At 44.8% G+C, this 26,454-nt stretch carries 15 protein-coding genes; 1 reads left to right on the plus strand and 14 read right to left on the minus strand.

Annotation, left to right across the window (positions count from 1 at the left end; genetic code table 11):
• Nucleotides 1-241: 241 nt before the first annotated feature.
• The 13 genes from AC06MN_RS06865 to AC06MN_RS06925 all read right to left on the minus strand — a co-directional run bounded on the left by AC06MN_RS06865 (nt 242) and on the right by AC06MN_RS06925 (nt 19,874).
• The gene (locus tag AC06MN_RS06865) at nt 242-883 is read right to left on the minus strand and encodes a toprim domain-containing protein (protein WP_475671615.1); all 642 of its coding nucleotides are present in this window, start codon (nt 881-883) and stop codon (nt 242-244) included.
• Nucleotides 876-2,186, minus strand: coding sequence for an AAA family ATPase (locus AC06MN_RS06870; protein WP_475671616.1), 1,311 nt, complete (start codon nt 2,184-2,186; stop codon nt 876-878). The genes AC06MN_RS06865 and AC06MN_RS06870 overlap by 8 nt, the downstream gene beginning before the upstream one ends.
• A gap of 107 nt (nt 2,187-2,293) precedes the next feature.
• Complete coding sequence (locus AC06MN_RS06875) at nt 2,294-5,335, minus strand: type III restriction-modification system endonuclease (RefSeq protein ID WP_475671617.1); 3,042 nt, start codon at nt 5,333-5,335, stop codon at nt 2,294-2,296.
• A gap of 20 nt (nt 5,336-5,355) precedes the next feature.
• Complete coding sequence (locus AC06MN_RS06880) at nt 5,356-6,582, minus strand: hypothetical protein (RefSeq protein WP_475671618.1); 1,227 nt, start codon at nt 6,580-6,582, stop codon at nt 5,356-5,358.
• A 2-nt stretch (nt 6,583-6,584) separates the two neighbouring features.
• Nucleotides 6,585-8,549: a site-specific DNA-methyltransferase gene (locus AC06MN_RS06885; protein WP_475671619.1), complete on the minus strand. Its 1,965-nt coding sequence runs from the start codon at nt 8,547-8,549 to the stop codon at nt 6,585-6,587.
• Between the two features lie 17 nt (nt 8,550-8,566).
• Nucleotides 8,567-9,184, minus strand: a complete 618-nt coding sequence (locus AC06MN_RS06890) for a DUF4391 domain-containing protein (protein WP_475671620.1) — start codon at nt 9,182-9,184, stop codon at nt 8,567-8,569.
• Between the two features lie 163 nt (nt 9,185-9,347).
• Nucleotides 9,348-12,590, minus strand: coding sequence for a helicase-related protein (locus tag AC06MN_RS06895; protein ID WP_475671621.1), 3,243 nt, complete (start codon nt 12,588-12,590; stop codon nt 9,348-9,350).
• Nucleotides 12,591-12,910: 320 nt separating this feature from the next.
• Complete coding sequence (locus tag AC06MN_RS06900; protein ID WP_475671622.1) at nt 12,911-13,723, minus strand: putative polyvalent protein kinase domain-containing protein; 813 nt, start codon at nt 13,721-13,723, stop codon at nt 12,911-12,913.
• Nucleotides 13,724-13,926: 203 nt separating this feature from the next.
• Nucleotides 13,927-14,088 carry a hypothetical protein gene (locus AC06MN_RS06905; protein ID WP_475671623.1) on the minus strand — a complete coding sequence of 54 codons (162 nt, stop codon included), beginning with the start codon at nt 14,086-14,088 and terminating at the stop codon, nt 13,927-13,929.
• A gap of 66 nt (nt 14,089-14,154) precedes the next feature.
• Nucleotides 14,155-14,706 carry a hypothetical protein gene (locus AC06MN_RS06910; protein ID WP_475671624.1) on the minus strand — a complete coding sequence of 184 codons (552 nt, stop codon included), beginning with the start codon at nt 14,704-14,706 and terminating at the stop codon, nt 14,155-14,157.
• Between the two features lie 233 nt (nt 14,707-14,939).
• Nucleotides 14,940-16,790 carry a 30S ribosomal protein S1 gene (rpsA, locus tag AC06MN_RS06915; RefSeq protein WP_475671691.1) on the minus strand — a complete coding sequence of 617 codons (1,851 nt, stop codon included), beginning with the start codon at nt 16,788-16,790 and terminating at the stop codon, nt 14,940-14,942.
• 759 nt (nt 16,791-17,549) lie between these two features.
• The gene (locus AC06MN_RS06920) at nt 17,550-19,610 is read right to left on the minus strand and encodes a hypothetical protein (RefSeq protein WP_475671625.1); all 2,061 of its coding nucleotides are present in this window, start codon (nt 19,608-19,610) and stop codon (nt 17,550-17,552) included.
• Nucleotides 19,611-19,667: 57 nt separating this feature from the next.
• Nucleotides 19,668-19,874 (minus strand): hypothetical protein, encoded by a 207-nt coding sequence (locus AC06MN_RS06925; protein WP_475671626.1) that lies wholly within the window; start codon nt 19,872-19,874, stop codon nt 19,668-19,670.
• 516 nt (nt 19,875-20,390) lie between these two features.
• Here AC06MN_RS06925 and AC06MN_RS06930 point away from each other — a divergent pair.
• Nucleotides 20,391-21,554: a pyridoxal phosphate-dependent aminotransferase gene (locus tag AC06MN_RS06930; protein ID WP_475671627.1), complete on the plus strand. Its 1,164-nt coding sequence runs from the start codon at nt 20,391-20,393 to the stop codon at nt 21,552-21,554.
• Between the two features lie 6 nt (nt 21,555-21,560).
• On the opposite strand, the gene AC06MN_RS06935 is transcribed toward AC06MN_RS06930, so the two are convergent.
• Nucleotides 21,561-26,363, minus strand: coding sequence for a RecQ family ATP-dependent DNA helicase (locus AC06MN_RS06935; RefSeq protein WP_475671628.1), 4,803 nt, complete (start codon nt 26,361-26,363; stop codon nt 21,561-21,563).
• Nucleotides 26,364-26,454 lie beyond the last annotated feature (91 nt).

The following is a 26,454-nucleotide window of genomic DNA, read 5'->3' on the forward strand; positions in this document are numbered from 1 at the left end:
GCCATGTCTGTCAGTCTTTTGCTTGTTTTGTTTTCTACCACTAAGATAGGTGAAATTCCTGACATGGCAATCTCCTGGGCAACTTTTTGTTGCTCAGGATTTTATTCCTTTTAATCTATTACAGGTGTGCGGAATTAAGGAAAGATACATAATTTTTCTAATTCAGTTTGCAAAAATACATATTTTTAATAAATCACAAACTAAATAATGATTTTTTCGAGAAAAAGGGAGAGTAATCTTTTTATCCATTCGAATTAAAAGTTTCATCAACACCCAACATCCTTTCCAACCCTTTCAATTCAGTCTTTCTAGCTTTACGTATCTTGGACATATCTAATTTTTCGACAACAGGTGCAATGTTTTTTGAACCTTTACTACGAGAGTAAGCGATGTTTTTCCTATGGAATAATGATGCAACTTTTTCCTGTCCATTTGTTCCTTTGGGATTAGTGTCTTTTGGCAGGGAAAGCCCCCGCAGCAACCCATCCAAATCATCGAGCATCCAATCCTCAATACTGGTTTTTGCCTCAAGACGGCAGAATTCGACAACACCGAAGTCGGATTTGAGGTCTCGTTCCACATTCTTCCAATTTGGTTTTTGTTGAATTTGTTTTTCGTAAATATCTGTGTCGTATTCGCAACAAACGGCACGGAACGAGCAGGACTTCTTACAACATTGACGTATACGTTCCAATCCTTGTTTCATTTTTCTCTCAATTGGGGTGCCGTGCGTGTTAACCACCCTTACGCCAGATGGACGTTGCCAACCAAGACTTTTGTAATAGTCAAGCAATCTATTTACAATCAATTCATCGGCATCTCCTTCCACAAAGATGACGGTCATTTCTTCAGGATCCTGATTTTTGTCTTGTTTTTTAGTCATTCGCCACTCCCTTCTTTCGGCCAATCGGTTTGAAGAAATCATCTATAAGTTCATGATCACCGTCAAGATCAAGCATTAAGTCAAAAAGGTATTCGCCAAGCGACATGTTGCCTGCTGCTGCAATTTTCAACACGTTTTTCACTTTTGACGGCCTGAGTGTGCGAAAATCAACAAGACCTTTGTCAGAAGGGATTCCCACATAGAGTTGTTCAGCGGTAAGATGTTGTGCCAAGTGAGTGGAATGACTCGTGAATAACAGCTTCGTTTCACCAATAAGGCTGCTAATAGATTGCAGCAAATTTTCCATCAGCCTAGGATGTATGGAATTCTCAAGTTCCTCTACCAGCAATAATTGCACACCTTCTTCATTTGCCCGAATACAATTGGCCAAAAGAAACAACACCTTCATACTTCCAGTGGAAAGATAACGGAAAGGTGTCGCTTGGTTATTGCACTTTTCCTTTACAAGCACATCAAAACTATCAGGCAGTTCAAAAGGAATTCCGTCAACCATTTGCTTATCTGAAAAGTGTTGCCTTATTGGTTTTATTGACTCAACCATCGGAACAAGTTCCATGATTGTAGATGTCAAAAACTCAAACAATTCTGGCTGTTTTTCTTGAAGATGAAATAAATATTCAGGGAAACCACGGTCAATTGAAAATTCCATCTTCCCTTTTTGAGAAAACGAAAAACCAGGGACAAAAAAAGCGACAGGATCCGAAAGCGAATTAAGGAAACGTATCTTAACCGAAAGAATTTCAGTTACAACAACCCGATAGTTCCAAGAATCAAGATTCGAAAGCTTATTAATGGCCAATTCATCGGAAGAAACAACTATTGGCTTGTTGCATCGTCCACACGAGTCATATTTTGCTTCCTCTTCCTTACGATCAAACACGACCTTGTATTTTGGCTTTTCCGCCTCAAAATCTTTTATTCCGAGGTATTCGCTCAATATCTTTCCTTTAGTTTCGCCGTCCGCTTGATTGCCATTCATCAACCACCGAAAGCTAAAACTATACAAAAAGCCCAATCCATCATCTAAAGCCCCTTCAATTTCAAAGCGATACGGCCTACCTGCATTACTACTATTAATAGGAATAGAATTTGCAGAATGCATCATCTCCGCTTTCTCATCCATTGTAACATGCATAAACGACGAACCAAATTTTATGGCATCCAGCACATTACTTTTACCATAATTATTTGGTGCCAATAAGGTTGTGAGATTTTGAAGATCAATCTCAACATAATCAATGTTGCGGAAACCTCCAATCGAAATTTTTTTAAGCGTTGCCATTTCTTCCTTTTTTTTGAATTTTGAGGCAAAAATAAACAATTTTTCTCTATAAAAGTAAAAATATATTACTTTTAACCCAAAATATCGCAAACAAAAGATATGTACCCCTACCCTTTCACCAAATCCATCAGTTCCTGATAATCCGACACCACACCATAACAGACGTGTGCATCCGAAATGTTTTGGAAGAGTTTTTTGGCGCAAGCGGTCTTTGCATTTTCGATGGCACGAAGATCCATGCTATCCATGCTACCTTTGGTTTCCGCCACAAAGAAGACGTGCTTAACCGAACCATCATTAAAGGCGATGGCCCAATCGGGCGAGTAATTTCCGACTGGCGTAGGTATCTGGAACGCGCGTGGCAATTTGGCATAGACACAGACTTCAGTAGCGATGTCTAATGATTCCGCAAAGGTACGTTCAATGCTCTTGTCAGCCGAACCATCAGTAAAGACATAGTCCATGATGCTCTTCTGTGCATTATAGGCCTTGCTGATTGGCTGTGCGTGTTTCTCTTGGGTGAAAATGCTGCTATCGTAGGTCTCGTTAAGACGATCGTATTCAATATGTTCAACTATCATCGTGGCTTTCTCGTCTTTGATGAGTTTGCTGACATTTTTGATAAACTCTTCGGGATTGTTGCGGAACATCGCTAACTTGGACGGCTTGAGTCCCTTCAGAATGGTGCATACGGTACGGCGGGTCAGTGTGGTGCGTCTGGCTATCTCGCCTACCAAATCATATTTCACCGTCGAGGTGCTCACTGTTGACAAGGTCGTCGTCTTAGTCTGTGTTTCGCCAAACGTATCGACTTCCTCCTGGTTGCCAACCGTCATGACATATTTCAGTTCGGCAACTGCAAGCCTTGCGTTGATTGAAGTGACGGCTTTTTCGATAAGTTCCTTGCTATCGTAGTGAACCGTATAGACATATTTGTGGTTGATGCTCTTCCAAAGGGCCTGAAACTCTTTCTTGCTGAAATTGTCGTTCAACTTGTTATCAACAATTGTAGAGGCATGACCGTTCTCGACCATCGAATCCACTTCACTTTCAGTCTCATACACCGCCTGTATCAGTTTATGGACATCATCCTCAATCGGTTCCAGCATTGGGAACATGGCCATCGGTGCAAGCGTTCCATTGTCGGCAGCGTCCTTATAACTCTGCTGAATGTTATCATCCTTGTCAACATAGCCATTCATGATTAAATAGGTATAGATGACGTTTGCCTGCTGCTGGTCAATCTGCAATGTGTGACCATCCTTAAACTTATGCAGCCCTTCAAAATATGCTTGCGTTGCCTTGGTCGGGCGCTCTCGCAATGCCTGTTTTGTCTCATCCTGAAGTCCTTTCACAAAGGTCGAATAACTCTCGTTGGCAATGACAGTAAGTTTGTTGACATCATGCACATTGTCGCCCAGTTCCTCCTTATCCATACGGGTGCCGTGCTGGTTGACGCAGATTCTCAAGCCTCGGCCTACTTCCTGACGCCTGGCAATGGTGGAATCGGCATGACGAAGGGTACAAATCTGGAACACATTTGGGTTGTCCCAGCCTTCACGCAAAGCGGAATGGGAAAAGATGAAACGTGTAGGTTCTTCGAAACTCAACAGACGTTCCTTGTTCTTCAAGATAAGGTCGTATGCCGTGATATCGTCAGACGTGTCGCTGCCGCGTGACGTTTCGCTATTGACAGAACGGCCTTTCTTGTCGATGGAGAAATAGCCACGATGCACCTGACTTGCATCAAACTGGCGCAAGTAGGCCTGATAGTCATCGTCGAAAAGCGACATGTTTTCGCTCAGATAGTTGTTATATTCCTGTTCGAAGTATTTCCAGAAAGGGCCTTTCACCACGTTGCCTTCTTCGTCGTAGCTTTTATAATGAGCCACTTCATCAACGAAGAAAAGCGAAAGCGTCTTGATACCTTTTTCAAATAAGGTGCGTTCTTTCTCGAAATGCGAAGCTATGGTTTCGCGAATCTGGACACGCTGCATGGCTTCTTCGGTAGTGTCGCCATACACTTCGCCTTTGTATAGGGTAAGGCCATTGAGGAAGGTGACGCAACCACGGAAAGCGTCGATGTCGGAAATGGTAAAACCGTCATATACCTTCAAACCTGACACTGCATAAAGGCTATCGTGCAAATCGAAGCGACGCGACTCACGGCGAATGGCGGAAGCACCTTGCACCTGAAGCTCGATTTTTGCTTGCGGCGGCTTGTTTTTCGACAAGACGATGTCATCTAGATACAGATAGGCCGAATTACCCTTGATGTTCTTCACCTCGAAACCTTTCACCTGAATTTTCTTGACAAGTTTCTGCTTGTAGGCATCCAACGCATCCAATGCGTAAATGCAGTTGTGGATGGTTTTGTGCGTGGCCGAATAATAGAGTACGAAAAGCGGCTTGAAGCGTTTCAAGGCTGTCTGCGTTGCTTCGCCTTCCATCTTCTGCGGTTCGTCCATAATGATGATGGGGCGGTTGGCCGCCAACACATCTATGGGCTTGCGGCTGCCGAACTCGTCGCGTTCGCTGTAAATAATCTTTGACGCTGCGTTTCTTGCGCCTTCTTTCATTGAGGATGCGAAAGCCTGGGTATTGATAATCATCACATTGATACCCGCATCGGAGCTATAGGAATCCAACTGCTGGAGGTTCGAGCTGTTATAGACAAAGTATCTGGCTTTCTTGCCATAATGTTCCATGAAGTGGTCTTCGAGCATTTTGAAACTCTTGTTCACGCCTTCGCGGATGGCAATGCTCGGCACCACGACGATGAACTTGCTCCAGCCATACAGCTTGTTCAGTTCGAACATCGTCTTGATATAGACGTATGTCTTTCCCGTACCCGTTTCCATCTCGATGTCGAGGCCGACACGTCCCAAGTCGTGAGAGAGCGCAGCTGATTCGGGAATGTCGCAATGGTTTTGCATCTGCCTGATGTTTCTGAAAAGCACTTCGTCGGTGAGTTCGATGTCGGCATTCCTGTAGCCGGCATATTCTTCTTCATAGACAATGGTGCCCGACACCTTGCCGAGGTCGCGGCGATAGGTTGTGGCGTCGTGTGTGGGCTGACCAGCAAACACCTTTACGGTATTCTCCACCGCATCGGTCTGATATTGTTGTATCTTGAAGTTGAATTTCATAAGATTGTATTTACCATTTTTTAGCAAAATGCATTGTATAAATCATCATAATCCGCACGAATAACATTAAAACCTAACGATTCAAGAAATGCACATTTCCCCTTACTAATATTTTTACCTACATACCAACCTTTTAAATCTCGTTCATACATTCTTGAAAACTTCGCTCTTTGTATTAACAGCCATCTAAAAAAGACCTCATTTTCATCGAGAGACAAGCCAAAGATGAATAACGGTTTATTAAAAACAATATGCAACCACGTATTGCATCCAACCCAATTATCAACATTTTTACCATCAAAAAAATCGTTCATGTTTTTATAATGAATCATATTTCGAGCTCTAGCAACACTTCCCATATAATCACTTAACCCTAATTGGATACTTCGATGATAGTTTTTTAATCCATTAATGTGCCATATCCCAAATCCAGAAATTGGTGATTCTATTTTTTCATCTCTTCCCCAATACACATTCCACGGATAATAATCCGTAAATCCATTCCCCATTCTATTCAGTTTCAAACCTAAAGCAGAACTCATATAAGTGTCAAAATTAGTGGTTAAAATTGGAGACTTTCTGCCCTCCATTACCTTAATAAAGGAACTAAAATCAGAGCTAGTTTTCTCATCCTCGTACTCCTTTGCAATTTCTTTCTTCAATTGATTTTTGTACAGACGAACCTTTGTGGGGTCTGAAAAAAATTCTATCGTTTTATTAACGCAGTCAATATCAGATAAATCATCTGCATCCTCAATACTATTTTGACACCAATCTCGACAAATCACTTTTGTTTCATCCATTTTTTGCCGAAGATTTTGAATCAAATCTGTATTTTCATTTGAAAGATTATTTAAAGGAGTATTTTTTGATCCTGTCATCGCGATTGCATCTATCATCTTGCAATCAATAGATGGAAATTTTTCTTGTTGTCCTTGGAAAAAGTTGACCGAATCCCGAAAATAACAATTCTTGTCAACAGTACGACTATATAAATTAAGTTCAATCAAATCGAATAATTCAGTATTGGATAACCCATTCAATGTATTTGTATTTCCATCAATGAAATTGTCCAACAATTTACCATTTGGATCATTCTGATTAAATTTTATCCATAATGATTTCAACAACTCTATCCATGATTTAACATCATTAAAAAAACGTTGATTGATGCCATTGCCTATCACAAATGCAACATCATTTTGGGATAGAATTCCTTTTATAGTATCCCGAGTTCCTTCATTCATAATTACAATATCTTTCTAATCGTATCCTTACTATAAGCATTGAAAATCTGCTCGAAATTGTCGGCCACGTTGTCGGAGCTTAACGACTTGTCGCGCATAATGAAGTAATAGGGCTGCTGCTTGGCCACTTCGGTGATGACCTGCTCATTGACATCTTCATCGAAGCAGGCGATGAGGTAGCCTTCGTTCACATTGAAGACTTCCTTGCCCGCAATGGTTTTCTTCTCAATCTTAGCCGAAAGTGGCAGATTACATTCAAGCATTACTTGGAAAAGCAAGTCTTCGGGCGTGCGGTCGGGCTTCACATTGTCCTCGAAAAGACGCAAGTCCGAAAACTCCTCCGGCTTGTAATAGACATCCTCCATGTTGGAAGTGTCGAGCTTGAGGACGCGGAAACCGGTGTCCAAGTCTTGTGTTGTCAGCGGATTCTCTTCCTTTATCTTCTTCCCTGCCCTACGGATGCGCTCCTTGCCGATTTCACAGATGTTTTTGTAACCTGCTTTGTAGGCTTCGCTGTTTTCATCAGTCTTTTCAGGCAACTGAACCATAATAAATTTCCTTCTTCCGTTTTTTCTACTATTATAGTTCATTATTGCATGTGCGGTTGTTGCACTTCCACTGAAAAAATCGAAAATCAAAGCATTGTCTGGAAGGAAATAGTCAATCAAATATTCTAATAGTTCAACAGGTTTAGGAAATGGAAATATTTCTTTTTTCCCAAACAAATCCGAAATGTCCTTTGACCCATAATTAGGTATACCTTCTTCGTCTATTACAGAACTAATTATATTATTGTTTCGTTGTTTTTTATATCTTGGCATACCATTGCGATTGAAATATATTTCAACCCATTCCTGTCCTTTATTGTCAAATGTAGGCAAGCCCTTTTCTTTGTTTTGAAAAAAAGTTTCAATCTGATTTTTGTATGGCCATGTTCCTCTAAGAGTAACATCATTTTGAAGTACTCCATTTTTGAAAACCATCTCTCCATTAACAATATCAAGTTTCACATCAGTTCCAACTTGACCAATAAACACAGCATCTTTAACTCCTTCTATTGGACAACCTTTCTTAAAAACCAATTCATTATATGGATTTTTTGGACTTGGCTTATTGAAGCAATAATGCTCTAATGGTTCTAAATTATCAGCATTATTTTCGCCAAATGAACTTATAACTATTTCCGCGTTTTTACCATATCCTAATATGAATTCATGATTTTTAACAATTTTCGTAAACCCCTTTGAAGAGCCTCTATTTACCCAAATCATACTTCCTCGATCAAGCCTATTGGAAAAGCCAAAAATCTCATCACACATTTTTCTAACATTATCCAATTCCCTATCATCAATTGAAATAAACAATATGCCATTTTCAGATAATAAATCTTTTGCAACCTTAAGTCTTGGGTACATATCATTAAGCCACTTTGTATGAAACCTTCCTTCACTTGAAGGATTTAATTGATAATTATCCAACAGCATATTGCCATCAGCATCAAACATGCCGCTTTTATCCTTAAATTCTTCGGCAGACGCACTAAAATCATCTTCATACACAAAATCCTTTCCCGTATTGTAAGGCGGATCGATGTAAATCATCTTCACCTTGCCGAGGTAGTTTTCGCGCAAGAGTTTCAGTACTTCAAGGTTGTCGCCTTCAATGTAGAGGTTTTCGGTGTTGTCGAAGTCAACACTGTCTTCACGGCAAGGGCGCAAAGTCATATTGGTAGGCATATTGGCCAAGCGCATTGCCTCGCGCTTCCCTGGCCATGTGAATTGGTAACGCTCCTGATTGCCTTCAACAATCTCTTTCGATAACTCCTGTTTGAGTTTGTCAAAATCAATGGCTCTTTCGGGCTTGCCGTTTTCGTCCAATCGCTCCGTCAGGCAGTTGGGGAACAATTCGCCAATCTTTTGGATATTAGCATCGGTAATATCGGCAGTGTGCATTTTTAGTTTATCCATATTATGATGATTTACGATTATTTTTGAAATGACTTTAAAAATTCTCTTTGTTTATCGCGCAGTTCTTCAAACAGTTTCAGTTTCTTTCTCGGCTGTTTCTCGTTACGCGCTTTCTTTTCGAGTTGCTCTATTTCCTTCAGCAGCTTGCGTTTGGCTTCGTCAATGGCAATTTGTTCTTCAAGCGAACGGTCACCCTCTATGCCAATTTCGCCAATGGCAATCACAAGGTTGTCCCAAACCTCGTCGAGATCAATGCCTTGCAACTGAAGGGAAACGGCCTCTTGGTTTTGCCAACGGCCCATAATCAGCTTGGTGTGAGAAATGGCCAATTGCAGCTGGTCGGCATAACGCAAGGCAAAGACCATTCGCTGCGGAATGAGTCCGCACAGCAAAAGGAGGTTCTTCGGGTCGTAGTCTGGCTTTTTCAGCATCACCTCCACGACATAGATGCACTCCACTTCGCTCCCTTTCCGAAGCGTTGGAATGGTGGTCGGCGAAATGGCGTTCACGATAAGCATCCTGCTGATGTCATCATCAAAGTGTTCGCGTTGCGCGGGCTTCAATCCGAACTTGGCGAAGATGGTCTTCTTCGGAAGCTGCTGGCTTATCTCTGTCGCTTGGGGTAGTCCTAACATATTGTTCTCCTTTTATCTTAAGTAACCGTTCAAAAAACACACTACATCATAAACGGGCATGGGATTTCGAGGCTGCGAGGCTGCGGGGCTTCGAGACGCCTCGTATTCTCGCAATCCCGCGACCTCGTTGTCTTGTTTTCAATATGTGAACTAATTTTGCTCATCACCTTATCACCAGAAAAGTTATCAGTTCAAAGTCGTCCAATCCGGTGATGGGTTGGGTGAACAACTCGGTTTGTATGCCTCCGAGGAAGCTGTCCAAGTCCGACTCTTCCTTCACATTGATGATGCCGTTGATGGCCTCTCCAAGCAATTTCGAGTAAGCCTGCATCCTGAAACCATCCTTTGTTTCCTTGTTGAACTCCTTGCAAAGCTTTGCCTGTGGACGGTTTACGCCTTTGCAGAGCCGTCTGAACTTGTCTAACAATTCCTTTGGACTCAAGTGATTCACAATCACTTCGCCCGAATTGGAAATATAGACCATATAGAATGGATGGAGGCGGTTCTTCTTGTCGATATTGACACCATTGTCGCGGTTTTTCAGTACGAAAATCACGCCTGGCTGCGAATAAGCGTCATGCTCCACAACGGCATGGAGTCCAAAGGGCGTGTGTTCCACATCTTCGTGGGTCTTGATGTATTCGAGCAGGTCGAGGCGGAATTCATTCAGGCCGAGGTCCATGATGGAAATGCCGTTGTTCATTTCCTCAATGTCAACCACTTCTTCCTGTAGTTTCTTGAGTTGCGCCTTTCGGTATTCAAGGTCGCCTTTTTCTTCAGGCGAGATGGGATTGTCGTCGCCCGTTGAAGCCAGCACCGAGATTTTCATTCGGGCTTCGACGCGGCCTTTCAGGTCGATGTATTCGTCAAGCGTCAGGTCGGGCCAATAGTTCACCAACTGTATGACAGCGTTCCTTGAGCCGATTCGGTCGATACGTCCGAAACGCTGAATGATTCTTACCGGATTCCAGTGGATGTCATAATTAATAAGGTAGTCGCAATCCTGCAGGTTCTGTCCCTCGCTAATGCAGTCGGTGGCAATGAGGACTTCTATCTCCTCGTTGATTTCAGGATAAATGACTTCCTTTTCTTTAGAGACAGGCGAAAAGAGGGTCAAGACCTTGTTGAAATCGAGTTTGCCGATATGCCTTGCGTTGCAGCGAGCCTCCACATCGCCCGTTACCAAGGCCGTGTCCATGCCATACTTTTCCTGTATGCCTTTGGCCAGATTGTCGTAAAGATAGACGGCAGTATCGGAGAAAGCCGTGAAGATAATCACTTTCTTGTTGTTCCCGTTGATAGGATGTTCAAACTTGTTTTTCAGGTCGGCAATGAGCTGTTGCAGTTTGCTGTCGTATTCAGGCGTAATGTCGGCTACCATCAATCGGGTCAGTTCAAGTTCTTCATAGTCCTTTTGTAGATAATTCCTCCACGAGATGTAGTCCATGTCGTCGAGCGCAATCTTATTCTTCTTGGTCCCGACAAACACATCGTCTTCCATGTCCTCGATGTCGAAGTCCCAGTCTTGCGCTTCTTCAACATCAATTTCCGCTTCGTGGTTGTCGATACGTTCTATCGTGTTCTTGATGAGTGTCTCCACCCTCTCGAGTGTGAGGCGGAATGAATTGACGGAACTTTCCAAGCGTTTCAGCATGAGGATGCACATCAGCCGACGGATGCCCATTTCACGGCCTTCGAGCGATAGACCGCTTTTTCCCTCACCCAATTGCGGATTGTATTTTGCAATCTTACTTGGCAAGATGAAATGCGAAGGCGTGTAGATGGCAAGGTTCAGCTTTTGCAATTGCTCAAAGATTTCCTTGTAGTTGATGGCGCCCGACCTATTGGTAAGTGGCGGTCGTCGGGAAATGGGCGTCAAACGGGTTGGAAATTTGCCGATGGCCGAAGTATCGTAATAGGCCTCGATATGTTTTCGGCTTCGGGCAATGGTGACGGAATCAAGCACTTCGAAGAAATCGAAACTGAGCATGCCCAGGAGCCTGTCGGTAGTGCGTTCGGCATTGGGCAGTTTCGACCAGATGTTATAGGCCTTTTGCGCCTGACGGAAGATGTCGTCGAGCGAACTGCTGGTGTTCAGTTTGTCATCAATTTGTTTCACTTCACCCTCGTAGGCGAGTTGCAGCTGGTTCTTCAAGTCGTTGAAACGGTTGTTGACTGGTGTTGCCGAAAGCATCAAGACCTTTGTCTTCACACCTGAGCGAATCACCTTATTCATCAGCTTGAGGTAACGGTTTTCCTTCTTTTCGTCATCATCGCTTGTGCTGACCTTCCCGCCATTGCGGAAATTGTGCGACTCGTCGATGACGACAAGGTCGTAATTTCCCCAATTGATGTGACGGAGGTCGATGCCATTCGAGCTGCCGCCATTGCGCGAAAGGTCGGAATGGAACAGCACATCGTAACGCAACCTATCTTTTGCAATGGGATTGTTGATGTAGTTGGAGCGGAAAGTCATCCAGTTGTCGCACAGTTTCTTCGGGCATAGCACCAAGACGCTTTTATTGCGGTTTTCATAGTACTTGATAACCGAAAGGGCTGTAAAGGTCTTACCCAAACCGACGCTATCAGCCAGAATGCAGCCATTGTATTTCTCCAATTTATTGATGATGGCGAGTGCGGCATCTTTCTGGAAATTGTAAAGCTTATTCCAAATCTGGCTATCCTTGAACCCCGTGGCCTCATTGGGAAGCACATCCTCGGAAATATCCTCCAGAAACTCATGGAAAATATTGTAGAGCGTGACGAAATAGATAAATTCCGGGCTGTTTTCCTTATACACATTCTCGATATTGCTCAGCACCGTATCCGTCACTTCCTGAATACGTTCGGAATCGTTCCATAGGCTATTGAAGTTCTGCAAATAGTTATCAGCGTAAGGCGAGGAAACTCGCATCGTCAAAGGACAGATATTGTTTCCCTTCTCACAGCCCAATTCAGTGGTAGAGAACTCATTGAAAGGCTGGTAAGTGAGACGGGCATCCTTCTGGACGACATTAAGATAGTTTTGGATTTGACCGTTCGAGACATTGGTCTTGAACCGCACCTTTTGCCTAATCCAATCGGCACATTCCTTGGCGATAGCTTTTTGCGTGAGCTGGTTACGGAGTTTCACCTCGAAATCGGAACCGTAAAGCGAGCGCTCACGGTTGAGTTTTGGAATGAAAAATTCGCGGGTTTGCCTGCATGTCGATTCCTTGGTAAAGGTAGGAGAAGTGAAAATGAAACGAAGTTCATCTATCCCTTCCAATTCCTCTTTCAAGGCCTCGAAAGCATAGATGGAGAAAGAAGCGGCTGCCACCGAAACCTTACAGCCTTGGGTGAGTGTGATTTTCAAATCATCGACAAGACGATGATTGATGTTATCAAATTGTTTGATTTCCTCCATGCTACCGACTTATATAGCGGCGGCCATCTTATCAGATTTGCATCGGGCAACTCATCTATCGGAAACAGGACATAGAAAAAGCGTGAACTCCAGCTTATCTATGTCCTGAGGCCGTAGGAATTGCCCGTAATCCTAGATAAATGTCGCCCACGCGGGAAGCATGGGCGTCAGCTACTATCATCATGGATTACTTTGTCATTGAAATTTCCTACGTTTCAGGACAATCCGAATAAATAGCAAACGCTATTGGTTAATAATTATATGTCAATTAAAAAGATTTTCTATATTTTACAATTAAATGATAATCTGTTTGTTATTCGTTATTTAAATTCAACCTCCGTTGTCAAGGTTCTAATTCCTCCGCAGCGAAGTTTTGGAGTATTAATTCTAATATCACAATCAATCACAAAGACATTCCCTCTATATGAACGAATCACGTTTTCATCATGCAAGTCGCTCAAGTAAATCTCCGGAGTTGCGTATGTCCAATTCTTGGGATTTATGCAGTCAAAGCCAAGTTTTAAGGCAAAATCATGAATCTCTTTGTCTGACATTTTAGTACCTTGAATGAATGATTGTTCTGCGACAATCTGAAAATTGCCTTCCGATGTTCGCCCAAACCCAACGACCAATAGCTTGGTTTCCGGGAAATAGGTGTTGTGCAGCGAAATCCTATCCAAAGCCAAAATGGGCTGAATATAGTAGTCCAAACCGATGGATTTAATCAAGTTTGTTCCCTGCTGATACACATGAGCTTCCCCGCCTTCTGCAAGTTGTTCACCCAAGGCCCTTGGCAAAACAAGGTCAACATTGTCCAACCAACATTGTTTCTTTCTTGCCCATTGTTCTATTCTTTGTTCTTGCGTCTTTCCGCGTTTACATTCTCCTTGGAAATCGTTTGAGAATGAATCAGCATGATCTGTTCCAGCATCTGCTCCCGCGAGAAGGGTTGCAACAACATTAGCAACACCTCCTGCTGCGCAGCCATGCTGTTCAAACGATGAAAATCGCTTATATACAAGTTGTTGGTTGATGAATTGCTCTGCATATAGTTCCAGTTTATTTAATCCATTGGAAGAAAAACCTTCATCAATGATTTGCTGAATATCGTTCCAAAAGATTGAATTAGACATAGTTTTCGTTCTGTTTCAGGAGGCAAATATAGTTATTTTTGAGAGAAGTCTGATTATTGTCGGCATGAGCCATGTGAATTTGTTGCAAAAATAACGAAATAATGAAACGGGCGAACACCGAAGTCAATATTTTGCAAGAAAGGAGCAAATTCAAGCGTTACCATCCATCACCTCCGACAGGTTGAAGGGGTTTTAGGTCTTCGTCACACACCTCCGACAGGTTGAACGGGGTCGATGGTCTTGAAGCAACACCCTCTGATAGGTTGAACGGGGTCGATGGTCTTGACACAACACCCTCTGATAGGTTGAACGGGGTCGATGGTCTTGATGCAACACCTTTTGATAGGTTGAAGGGGGTAAAACATGTTTGCACATGACTAATTGGCAGGTTTAACGGGGTTTTTGGTCACGCAAGGCGACCGAAAACCAGGTTAAAGGCCCTTTTTAATGTCGATACATGACAAAACGACCGATAAAACGGGGTGAAAAGTCTCTTTCATACACCTCCGACCAGGTTGAACGGGTTTGAAGTCTTCATCACACACCTCCGACAGGTTGAAGGGGTTTGAGGTCACTGCATGGGTGTGTTTTAGCCAAGGTTTTGCCGTTTTTTGGAAACAAATCTCACATGAATCTTTCATTAATCCTTGCCAGACCACCAGCCGCTTCCTAATCGGAACTACAGAACCTTTCAAGGCCGCTTGCGCGGCAATGTTCCGAACACGGATAACACGGATCTTTCGGATGGATGTTTTGCGAGCAAAACATTTCCGTGCCAATCCGTTCAATCCGTGTTCAGTATAAAGCGGTCCAAAAAATCCAATCCATTCAATCCGTCCAATCTGTAATTGTCCCAAAAGCTTCCTAATCGGAATCACAGAATCTTCCAGTGCCGCTTGCGCGGCAATGTTCCGAACACGGATAACACGGATCTTTCGGATGGATGTTTTGCGGGCAAAACATTTCCGTGCCAATCCGTTCAATCCGTGTTCAGTTTAATGTGTCAATTTATGCGCGGCTCCTAAGCGAAGTCGAAGGGTGCGTATTAATAATTCTGCGTAATCTACCAAACCTGTAGTTAGCTAAAAATCAGCGTAATCTATGTAATCTGCGGTTCAAAAAAACAGATTACGAAAGCCAAAACAAAATAAAAAACCGCCCTCAAAACGAGAGCGGTTTTCCGTATGACAAAATAAGTTATTCCGTCAATTCAGGTTTATTCAGCGCCATTTTCCTTGGCAGCCTTTTCCTGCTTTTCAAGGTTTTCCTTCAGGCCAGCGAGGACATCAAGGTCACCGAGGGTGCTGCGTTCAATGGTGTCATTGATTTGTTTGACAGCGCGCTTGGCTTGCTTAGCAGCCTTATCGGCAGCCTTTTCTTCGCTTGACTTAGGTTCCTTTTCGGTTTCAACCTTAGGAAGAGCGAGAACGATTCTCTTGATTTCCTTGTTGAATTCGAGGACCTTGAAATCGAGGACGTCTTCAACCTTAGCGTTGGTGCCGTCTTCCTTCTTCATGTAGCGGCTTGGGCAGAAGCCTTCGACGCCGTAAGGCAATGAAACGACAACGCCCTTATCGGAAGCGCTGATGACAGTGCCCTGGTGCATTGAACCGAGTGTGAACACGCCTTCGAACACATCCCAAGGATTTTCTTCAAGCTGCTTGTGGCCGAGGCTGAGGCGACGGTTTTCCTGGTCGACATCGAGAACGACGACGTCGATGGTTTCGCCAACCTTTGTGAATTCAGCCGGGTGCTTGATCTTCTTGGACCAGCTGAGGTCGCTGATGTGGATGAGGCCGTCAACACCTTCTTCCAGTTCGACGAAGATGCCGAAGTTGGTGAAGTTACGCACTGTAGCAGTGTGCTTTGAGTTGATAGGATAACGTTCTGCAATGTTTGCCCATGGGTCTGGCATGAGCTGCTTCATACCGAGAGACATCTTGCGTTCTTCGCGGTCGAGGGTCAGGATCTGAGCTTCCACTTCGTCGCCAACCTTCAGGAAGTCCTGAGCGGTGCGGAGGTGCTGTGACCATGACATTTCCGAAACGTGGATGAGGCCTTCAACGCCAGGAGCGATTTCGACGAATGCGCCGTAGTCGGCGATGACGACAACCTTACCCTTAACGCTGTCACCAACCTTGAGTTCAGCATCGAGAGCATCCCATGGATGAGGAGTGAGCTGCTTCAGGCCGAGAGCGATACGTTTCTTACCTTCGTCGAAGTCAAGGATAACGACCTTGATCTTTTCGTCGAGCTTAACGACTTCTTCTGGGTTGTTGATGCGGCCCCAGCTGAGGTCGGTGATGTGGATGAGACCATCAACACCGCCGAGATCGATGAACACACCGTAAGAAGTGATGTTCTTGACAACACCTTCAAGGACTTGACCCTTTTCGAGTTTGCCGATGATTTCAGCTTTCTGCTGTTCGATTTCGTCTTCGATAAGAGCTTTGTGAGAAACAACCACGTTCTTGAATTCCTGGTTGATTTTCACGACTTTGAATTCCATTACGCTGTTGACGAATACGTCGTAGTCGCGGATAGGCTTAACGTCAATCTGTGAACCTGGCAAGAAGGCTTCGAGGCCGAACACTTCGACGATGAGGCCACCCTTGGTGCGGCTCTTGACATAACCATTGACGATTTCGCCGCTTTCGTAAGCTGCGTTGACGCGATCCCAAGCCTGGAGCATGATGGCCTTCTTGTGTGAAAGCACGAGCTGACCGTTGACACCTTCCTGATTTTCGACGAAAACTTCAACCTTATCGCCAACCTTCAGGTTTGGATTGGTGCGGAATTCAGCAACCGGAATAACACCATCTGACTTGTAGCCAATGTTGACAACGACTTCGCGAGGAGTGATGGCAACCACAGTACCTTCGATGACATCGTGGTCAGCGACCTGGTTCATTGTGTTTGCATACTTTTCTTCGAGCTTTGTGCGTTCGTCAGCTGAATAGTTGTCGAACTTTTTGTGTGATGAGTTCCAATCGAAATCAGCTGCTGGAACTGGTTTCTGCTTAGGAGCCTTAGGAGCTTTTTCAACTGGCTTTTGTTCTGCTGGCATAGCCTCGTTGATGATGTTTTCGTTTTCTGCCATTTGTAAATTTGTTTTGAATTGTACCCGACCATGCTTCGGATGCCACGGACGAGGAGGTTAAACTTTTTGTTATCACATTGAACCTCTGATTTTTACAACCAGACCGAAATAAGGTTCAAAACGGACTGCAAAGATATGAAACTTATCCGTAACTTTTACTGATTCAGACAATTATTTTGGCACTTATTTTCAACCCCAGCCTAAATCAATAAGGATTTTCAGCAGATTTCTTTCTCCCGCAGATGCCGCTGACTTCCGCAGAGGTTTTTTGAAACCGCAGATTACACAGATTACGCTGATTTTCAATAAACTACAGATTTCACAGATTACACAGAAATTATAAATGCGCAAGCGCAAAAATTCCACAGATTGGCTGGCGCACGAAAAAATTTACTCTTTAATTTACTCTTTAATTTCCTCCGTATTTACTCTCTACCGCCTTGGCGGAACATGATTTTTTTTGAAAACCGCTGATTACGCTGATTTCCAATAAACTACAGATTTTCAGATTGGACAGATTTATTTTTCATAAAACCGCAGATAACGCGGATGACGCAGATTTTACGCGGATTAAATTTTAATGCGCAGGCGCATAAATTAACACAGATTGGCTAACGCACAGATTTATTACCCCACACAAAACAAGGAAGAGGCACGCCATGCGCTCCTCCTCCCTCTGTTTTCATTCTTGTTCTTGTTTGTTTGTTAGCTCTCTACCAGCATTTTTCAATTCTTAGACACGAGGCGCACAGAGTTACCATAGGAGCGACTGACGTGATCGCCAGGACTGACATTGTCACTGGAGAATTTGAGGCGGTACACGTAGGTCGTACTTTCGAACGACGACGAGTAGTAGTAGCCATTTGATCCCACGTTTTTGACCGAACTATTATCGCGGTAGCCAGCGGCAGGAAGGAATACGGCCCCGGCGGCCTCCATCAGTGACCACTCGGAGTAACTGTAGACATTCGACCACGAAGATGTGCCGGGAGTGAAAGGCAGATTTGGTTTATACGTTTCCCAGTCATCAGGAAGGATGATCAGACCCGGCGTGCAGTTGCCCACCTTGCCCTCGCCGTAGAGTGGATTACCGTCACTATCTGTGCGGGTGTTGATGAGATACACCCACTCGTTCTTGGTCAGCGTGCGCCAGCTGCCGGCAGTATTGCCGCCGTTAATGATGGCGTTGGCATTGCCCCAGTCGGCCTTGCCCGTGTGAGGAGCAGGGCCGCCTTCAAGGTTTTTGTTATTAGAGTTGTAGACATAGTAATCGTTGAGTGGAGATGTATTCTTTTTCCAGGGCTGGTAGGCTCTATTGTTATGGTTGTAGCCAGAGGTGCCCCAGCCGAACAGGTCTATCCAGCCGTCGTAGGTCTGCGCAACATTTGCGTTGTTGCACTTGACACCATCTTTATATACATTTCCATTGGTGGCATCTCCGACAAAGTCGAACTGGTGCTCGGCGAAACGCCATGTGCCGCCAACATTTTCACCTAGAGCAACTTCGGCAGTAGAACCAGTGGCACAGTACTGAAGGTTGCCCTGAGAGAAGAAGACTTTTCTCGGGGTTTCGCCGTTCATGCCCACGGTGAACGGATGTGGGTTTTTGCCGTTGGTCCAGTTGCTTGGCAATGGCAGCGGTGTGTTGCTGAAGTCCTTGGCCGTGCTGTAGGCGGTGCCTACAATCATGGCGTAGGCGCGCACGTGGTAGGTAGTGCCGGCGGTGAGGCCAGTGATGTCGGCGGTGAATTCCTTGGTGCCTGAGAATGTGGCGGTGCCGGCCACAACCTTTTGCGCGCCTTCCTCAATGGTAGGTGTGTTGTCGCTGTCGCTGTACACAAGGCCGAACTCGCAGGTGTGTGTGCCCTCAGGAACGGTAACCGAACCGCCCACGTTGTAGATGTTTTCATTGGAGCATCCGGCGGTCAAGGTTACGCTGCTTGGCATGATAGGCGTATATGTGGCCACCGCCTGTTTCGGCAGCACGGTAATCTGGCTGCGGGCGATGAGGTTCTGGGGGGCGTTGGCGGTCTTCGTCCACACGTTGCCGTTGGTCTCCGTAACCTTCACGGTGAAGCTCGTGCTAAGCGTGCCGACCGGAACCACGAAGTAGTAGGCGGAAGGCTGGCTTTCGCTGGTGCTCATTGCCTTGCCGCCCTCGCCCATGACGAGCGTCAGCGTGGTGCCGCCGTTGCTCAGCGTGCCGAGGGTCGGAAAGCCATCGGTGAGGGTCACGGTACCCGTGCCGTAGAGTTGTTCGCTACTGTTTGAGGTGATGCTTATGCTCTGCACCTGGCAGGCTGTTGCGCTGTAGAGCTGCAGTTTGAGCACACCGCACACGTTCTTGAAAGGCAGCAGTGTCTCGCTTGAAGTGGCCGCCATCGGGTTGGTGCCGCTGGCGAAGGTGTTGTTTTCGTCATACTGCTGGGTTGGCGGCAGCGTGAGCTGGTCGCCTGAGAACTTGTCGGCAGGATAATAGCCCGTGTAGGGTGGTGCGTAGAAGTTCGTAGGCAGCGATTCTGCTGCATCGAAGTTGGCCGAGGCATCGGTGCCTGTGGTGGTGAAACGCTTTGGTGTGGTGCAGGTGCTGCTCTTCACCAGTATTTCATCGCCGCTGTCCCATTTCACGGCAAGGCCTTCCAAGTGGGTCTTGCCAGTGCTTTCATGGCTCTCCACCGTGGCGCGAAAGCCGTTGCCAGAGTTCTCGATTTCGTCTTTCTTGTCTTTCTTGCATGAAACGGCCAGCATCAGCAAAGCCGACATGCAGATCATCGTTAATTTCTTCATTTTACGTTTGATTTTGTCTTTTAACCTTTTTGATTTAATTGATTGTTCTCGTTTGGTTTACCATGCGCCGTCTGTCGTCGTCATGCTTTCGGGGCCGCCGCCGAGGCCGTCCCAGGCTCCGTCGCCTGTAGTGAATCCCTCAAAGCCAGCGTTGATGTCTGACGGCGACGCGCACAGGATGCTTTCCTGAGCAACCGCAACGCTCTCCGCCCGCGGAGGTTCATAGCCTTGGCTTAAGAATCTGAAATTCAATTGTTTCTTCATGTTGTTTGATTTAAAGATTTAATTATTTAATATTTAAAGGTTTGACTTTTTGATTTTTAGACTGTTTAACTATTCTTAATCCTCAATTCCCCCTTCCCTTCGACAAGCTCAGGGAGCTTTCCTCCTGCAATCCTGAATCCTTGAATCCCGACAAAACGAAAAAAGCCGCACGCCAAGGCGCACAGCTCCGCTATGAAACGTCGTAAAAATCTACGGATTTTAGTAAAGTATTGATTATCTGATATATATATATATATCAACTCCTAATAGCTTAATATTCAAACAGTTATAAACACTTTTAATATTATCCCGACAATTCAACATATTATTTGCTCCTGATGTCTTTTTATTAAGCTAAGAGGCTACAAAAATACATTTTTTATTGCAATTATTTACCTTTGTATAAAAAAATCCATTTTGGGCAGTGGGCGGGAAACGGCAAAAACTATTTGTGCCGTCATGTATATGACTCCCATTATTTTTGCTAATTTTGCCCAACAATAAGCATTTCATTTTATGAGTTACCTCGACACCAAAACGCAGTTGCCGGTCATCACCGGTTCGATGATCAGCTATTTCAGCAACATGATAAAACTCAAGGGCGGCGTGAACCTTGCACAAGGCATTCCCGGATTCCGTCCACCCGAGAAACTATTGGAGATTTTCGCCGATGTCATCAGCCGCACCAACGTTCACCAATACGCTCCCGGCTGCGGCAACCACCTTTTGCTACAGCAATTGGACAAGAAATATGCGCAACGTGCCGACACCACCAAGATTTTCGTTACCAGCGGCGCTACCGAAGCTGTCTCGCTGATTTACACCTATTTGCAATCGATTCACGGCAAGGATTTCACCGCCATGAGTTTCTCGCCCGCCTATGAATCGTACAGCAACCTGCCGCGCATTTTCGGCAACAATTACTGCACTTACAAAGTCAATCCGGAAAATTATTTCGACAATGATGATTTCCGCAAGTTCTTCATCAGCAACAAGATAAACCTGATTTTCATTGCTTCGCCCGGCAACCCTTACGGCAAGACCATCAGCAGGGAGAAACTGAATTACCTCATTGACTTGTGCGAAGAGTTCGGTTCATACCTTATTATAGATTCCGTTTACAGCGAACTGTATTTCAACGGAGAACGCCCCTACTACCCTATCGACCGCATCTCGCCCAACGTGTTCTATGCCAACAGTTTCTCGAAGAAATATTCCATCACGGGTTGGCGCGTGGGTTATTTCCTTTTCCATGAAAAGCATTTTTCACAAATCAGTTTCATCCACGATTACATCGGATTGTCGTCGGCGGCGCCACAGCAGCAAGCCATTGCCGAGTTCCTCGATTTACCTGAATCGGAGAAATGCATCAATGAATTGAGAAACACCATCATTGAAAACTATAATTTTGCCAACCAACGGCTTGCCAAGGCGGGATTCGAATGTCCGCAAAACGACGGCGGCTATTTCGTTTGGGCGAAATTGCCCGAAAAATGGAACGACGGCCTGCGTTTCGGCCTTGCGCTCTACGAAAACACGCAAACTGGCGTTATCCCCGGTGTGCATTTCGGCAAGGAATGGAACAACTACATCCGCATTAACATTGCGCAGCCGAAAGAAGTCCTGACGCAAGGCATTGACAACCTGATTCGGTTTGCGGAGGAGTTTGAAGTGTATTAGGACTGCTTATTTATCAAACTTCTTCAGCAAAACATTGGGCAGCACGACTGCTGTTTCCTGTTCCGCATCCTTATTTTTCCATGCCACCACGAAACGCACTTCCGCCGACACCAACTCATAACCTTTTGCCATCCAATTAGCCATATTTTCGCGGCATTGCTTTGAAAAACGGACTATTTCCTTGTTCTCATCATCAACTTTAATTGACAAACCGCTTTCGCCAGCCACCAGCCGGTCACCGCTGCGAAGGTTCAGAACGGTTTGCTTCTTATCTTTAAAGAAATCAAGATACACATCACGATGCGTCAGCTGCATGACAATCTGCTCAGGCCCTGCATATTCCATGAAATCTGATTTTTCCTCCACACCAGGCACACAAATGCCACGGAACAAGTCGCCGTTGTAATGGACAAACAAGGAATTTTTCGCACGCGTCATGCCGACATACAATTTCCGACATTCCGCATCGGCACTGACATTGGCCTGATTCAGCATCAGGTAAACGGAATCAAATTCACGGCCTTTTGCCTTGTGAATAGTTGAAACATACACGAAATCCATTTCATCGTCATAAAAATCCTCGAAACTAGATTCGTTGATAAACTCGGCCAAATCCGTCCTGTATTTCATCTTATTCAAGCGTTCAAAATCCTCCATGAAATTCAAGACATTTTCCAAGCAGCAGCTATCCTTGTATTTAGCCATCAGCTTATGTTTCGCCCGTTCCCAAAGTTCGTTATCAATAACCGGCGTGTGCAACTCACTATCAATCACTTTCAAAAGATAACGGATTTCCATCAAGTCATAAAATCGGAATCCATCCATCGACTGAATCAGTTTCGCACGAATGCCTTCCTTATGGAGCAATCCGATAACTTGCACAGCTTCATCGTTAGTCCGCGTCAAGACACACGCCCGACCTTGACGATATGTCCGCTTGACCTGCTCAACCACAGGCACTTCAAGATTTGCACCGACATGTTTTGTCAGCACGACCTCTCCCCCATTCCTCATCGCCAGAATCGGTTCCGTCTTCATGCGGCTTCTAATTTTTCTGACAAAAGCATTCGCAAAATCGACAATCAGTTTTTCACTACGGAAATTATCGACCATTTCATAAAACCTTACTCCACAATCACTTATCAACGAACTGAAATAACTTGAATTTGAACCTCGCCATTCATAAATGTTCTGGTCATCATCACCAACGGCAATCACGCGCATTTCCTCATTCTGATTCATCAAGGCGCGGACAAGGTTGAATTCATCCCCATCCATATCCTGAGCCTCATCAATCACAAGCACCGATTTGGCAATTCTGCCACGCTCAACTTCACCGTTTTCAATCATCTGTGCAGCCTGTCTCACCACATCTTTTGCCTCATCCAAATTGCCGACTTTTCCAATCAAATCGAAACTATAGGAATGGAAAGTCTTGATTTCCACAAAATGCGCTGCGCCACCAATCAAGCCAATCAGACGTTTCTTGAACTCCGTTGCTGCAGCCCGCGAAAAAGTCAGCATCAGCAACTGCTCGTGCTTGACATCTTCCATCAGCAGTAGCGAGGCTAACTTATGCACCAAGACTTTTGTCTTTCCACTTCCAGGACCAGCCCCGACCACAATACATTTTGAATTCTTATCATTGATGATAGCACGCTGTCTATCAGACAAATTCCCAAACAACTGGCGGTATTTCTCAGGCGTAATGTTCTTGTCAATTTCAATCGCTCGTTCACCTTTAAAATACTTACTGATAAATTTCTTGAAATCCAGATAAAAGTAATCGTGGACAAACTGAAGTGCCGCCTCATAATTGCCCACCATCAGATTGGCATATTCACCGACGATGTGTATCTGTCTGATTTTCTGCTTGTAAAACTCATTCAGCAAGCGGTAATCATCAACTTTATATCTTGTCTTATTGTCAGCAACACGATTGATTTCCAAAGCATTGTACAAAACCAGGAAACCACCTTCCAATTTCAGAGCCCCGATTTTCGACAAATAGAGCAACGCTTCCTCGACATGGAGCAAGTTGACCTCATCCAAATTGACATCCAAACGCAACTGCGACTTGTATCCCTTCAAAATGCCAAGCATGGAAAAAGTGACGGGCTGTTCATCGGATTCCACTACCATCAAATCAGCCTTATCGAACAGATAACCAATGATATACCTGCACAAATCCATGCGAAGCAAAGCCTTTCGCTTCAGCATATCGATGTCAAAACAAGGCATAATTGCCACCACATCCGATGCGGTCTTTTCCAAGACATGAACATAGCCCTTCACTTTCAGGAAATGCAACAAAGTCCTGATATTCTTTACCGTAGAACCAGAAGCACCCGCATCCAACGCGTTCTCATTCAGTTCCTTGACATTTTGCTCAAGGCCTTCATCGGAAAGACACGACAAGAGAAAAGTTTCCAATTTCGCAAACTTTTCAAAAACTGCTTTTGACTTATTTTCAGAATCCGATTTCATGATGTAGGCCGAGATGTCCATCTCATCAGAAAGAATGTCCTCCTGACGCATGAGGTTGACAGCCATAACCACACTTTCCTTTGGAAGTCCAAGAATATCAGCCAAATAATCAACACGCGACTCAGCATCCTCATCCCTTGCCTTCGCAATGCTGCGGCACGAAATCAACGATTTGATAATTCTAACTGCGTTTTCTCTTTCCTTGTCGCTAAAATATGGTGATTTCAAAATACGTTCATGCGCTTCATTCATGTCCTTCACCCGAATGCTCGTCGCATAAACATGCGGAACGTTATTGCCTCTTTTCACATAGCCCGCCGTTTCCAACGCTGCGACAGCCGTTTTCACCCTCGTTTCCACCTCACTGACCGAGTCGTCCCACCCAGCCTGCCGTGCAATTTCCAAAGCCGAACAGCAAACCGTATGACGCATTTTGGTCAAATCCTTGATGGCCTTCCAAACCTGCTGTATCTCGCTCAAGCTCAGCTTCGACTGGTTCAGCAGAATGAAATGCTTATCCAAATCGCTGTCATTGTAAAGCACAAAACACTTGGCCTGCATATTCGGGTCACGACCGGCACGACCTGCTTCCTGAACATAATTCTCCAACGAATCGGAAATGTCGTAATGCACCACTAACCCCACATTCGACTTATCGACCCCCATGCCGAAAGCCGAAGTAGCCACCATCACCTTAATCTCGTCATTGATAAAAGCATTCTGGTTCTTAATCTTTTCATTGGGATCCATTTTCCCATTATAGGCTTTGGCAGGATAGCCGTCGCTTGTCAGTTTAATAGCCAATTCAACGGATTTCGCCGTTCTCGAAACATAAACAATTGTAGGACAATCGTTAGCGGAAATCAGGTTGCGAAGCATGGAATACTTTTCATCATCCGTCTCAACATGCTGGACAACATATTGTAGATTTTTTCGCGCCGAAGTCGTGGAAAACACCTCCAAGTCAAGATTCAGCTTCTGCTTGAAATAGTCGCAAATATCGGTGACGACTTTCTGTTTGGCCGTGGCCGTAAAGCAGGAAACCGGAATCGGATTTTTCTGCAACTGCTTTTTCTGTTCCTTTAGTTTCCTAATGAAATCGCCGATATACAGATAATCGACGCGGAAATCTTGTCCCCAAGCCGAAAAGCAATGCGCCTCATCGATGACAAAACGAACCACATTCCGCGACAGCAGCATTTTTTCGATTGTACGCGAGCGGAGCATTTCCGGCGATATGTAAAGCATTGTGGCACTGCCATTCAGCACCCTTTCGCAAGCATCGGCACGCGTGACGGGATCAAGCAAACCGTTGATAGTCACAGCATCGGTAATGCCTTTGTTGTAAAGATTGTCCACTTGATCTTTCATCAGCGACTGGAGCGGCGAAATCACCACAGTCAGGCCGTGAACGTTTTCGCCCGCCATCAAAGCCGGGAGCTGAAAAGTCAGCGATTTTCCGCCACCTGTAGGGAAAATGGCAAGCAACGATTTCCCCTCGACGGCCTTTTGCACGGCAAGTTCCTGAAGCGGTTCTCCGTCAAAAGTACGAAACTGGTCATAACCGAAAAAACGCTTCAATCCAACGTGAATGTCGAAATGCCGCTTGCAATAATCACAACCCGCCGAACACGGACGATTCCTAAGATATTTGACGACATTCTCAATCTTTGGAAAATTCCTCAACAGCCAATGGGGAGTCACCGAATGATAATCATCAGAAGAAACCAAAGCCAAGGAATAAGCCAACTCGACAGGATAGTTGCGCACAAGCATTTCCAAATCAGCATTTTCGCAAAACAATCCCTTATAAACTACCCGAATCTCGCCAATCAAATCATCCGGTTTTGAAAGGAAATCCATGTAATCGAAGAAACCCTTGAACTCCTTTTGCGAATACAACAAGGCAAAATATACGCCCTTGACTTTTTCAGGCAGTTTTTCAAAGGCATTTATTTCATCGCGGAACAATTCTCTTGCCTTAATGCAGTCGTTTACAGGGTTATTACACTCGTCGACTTGGAGTTTATCATCCTTCAAAAGCGCATGGTAAGGCTTTTTAGGGAAGAGCAAAGGCGAAAGGAAAAGCGTGTCAATCAAGCCGTAGTGCGACATCGGGACTGCGCCATTGGTCAAGAAATCCAAATCGTGATGCACGATATTATGTCCGCACAGAAAATCGGAACCGGCAATGAACTTATAAAAAGCATCCTTGTTAGCCGAATGGAAAAACCTTCCATCGTGGCTGACGGCTCCGATGTCGTGAATCTTCCTATCACTCAATCCGACTTCCAAATCGATAAATGACAATGACTTAGACATAATCAGAGATTATTTGAAAGACGGTTTCGCAAAAACAGCGCAAATGTTTTCACCATTCCAAGAGATTATACACCTACAAAATTACACCATT

Source organism: Candidatus Limimorpha sp., from assembly GCF_056203535.1.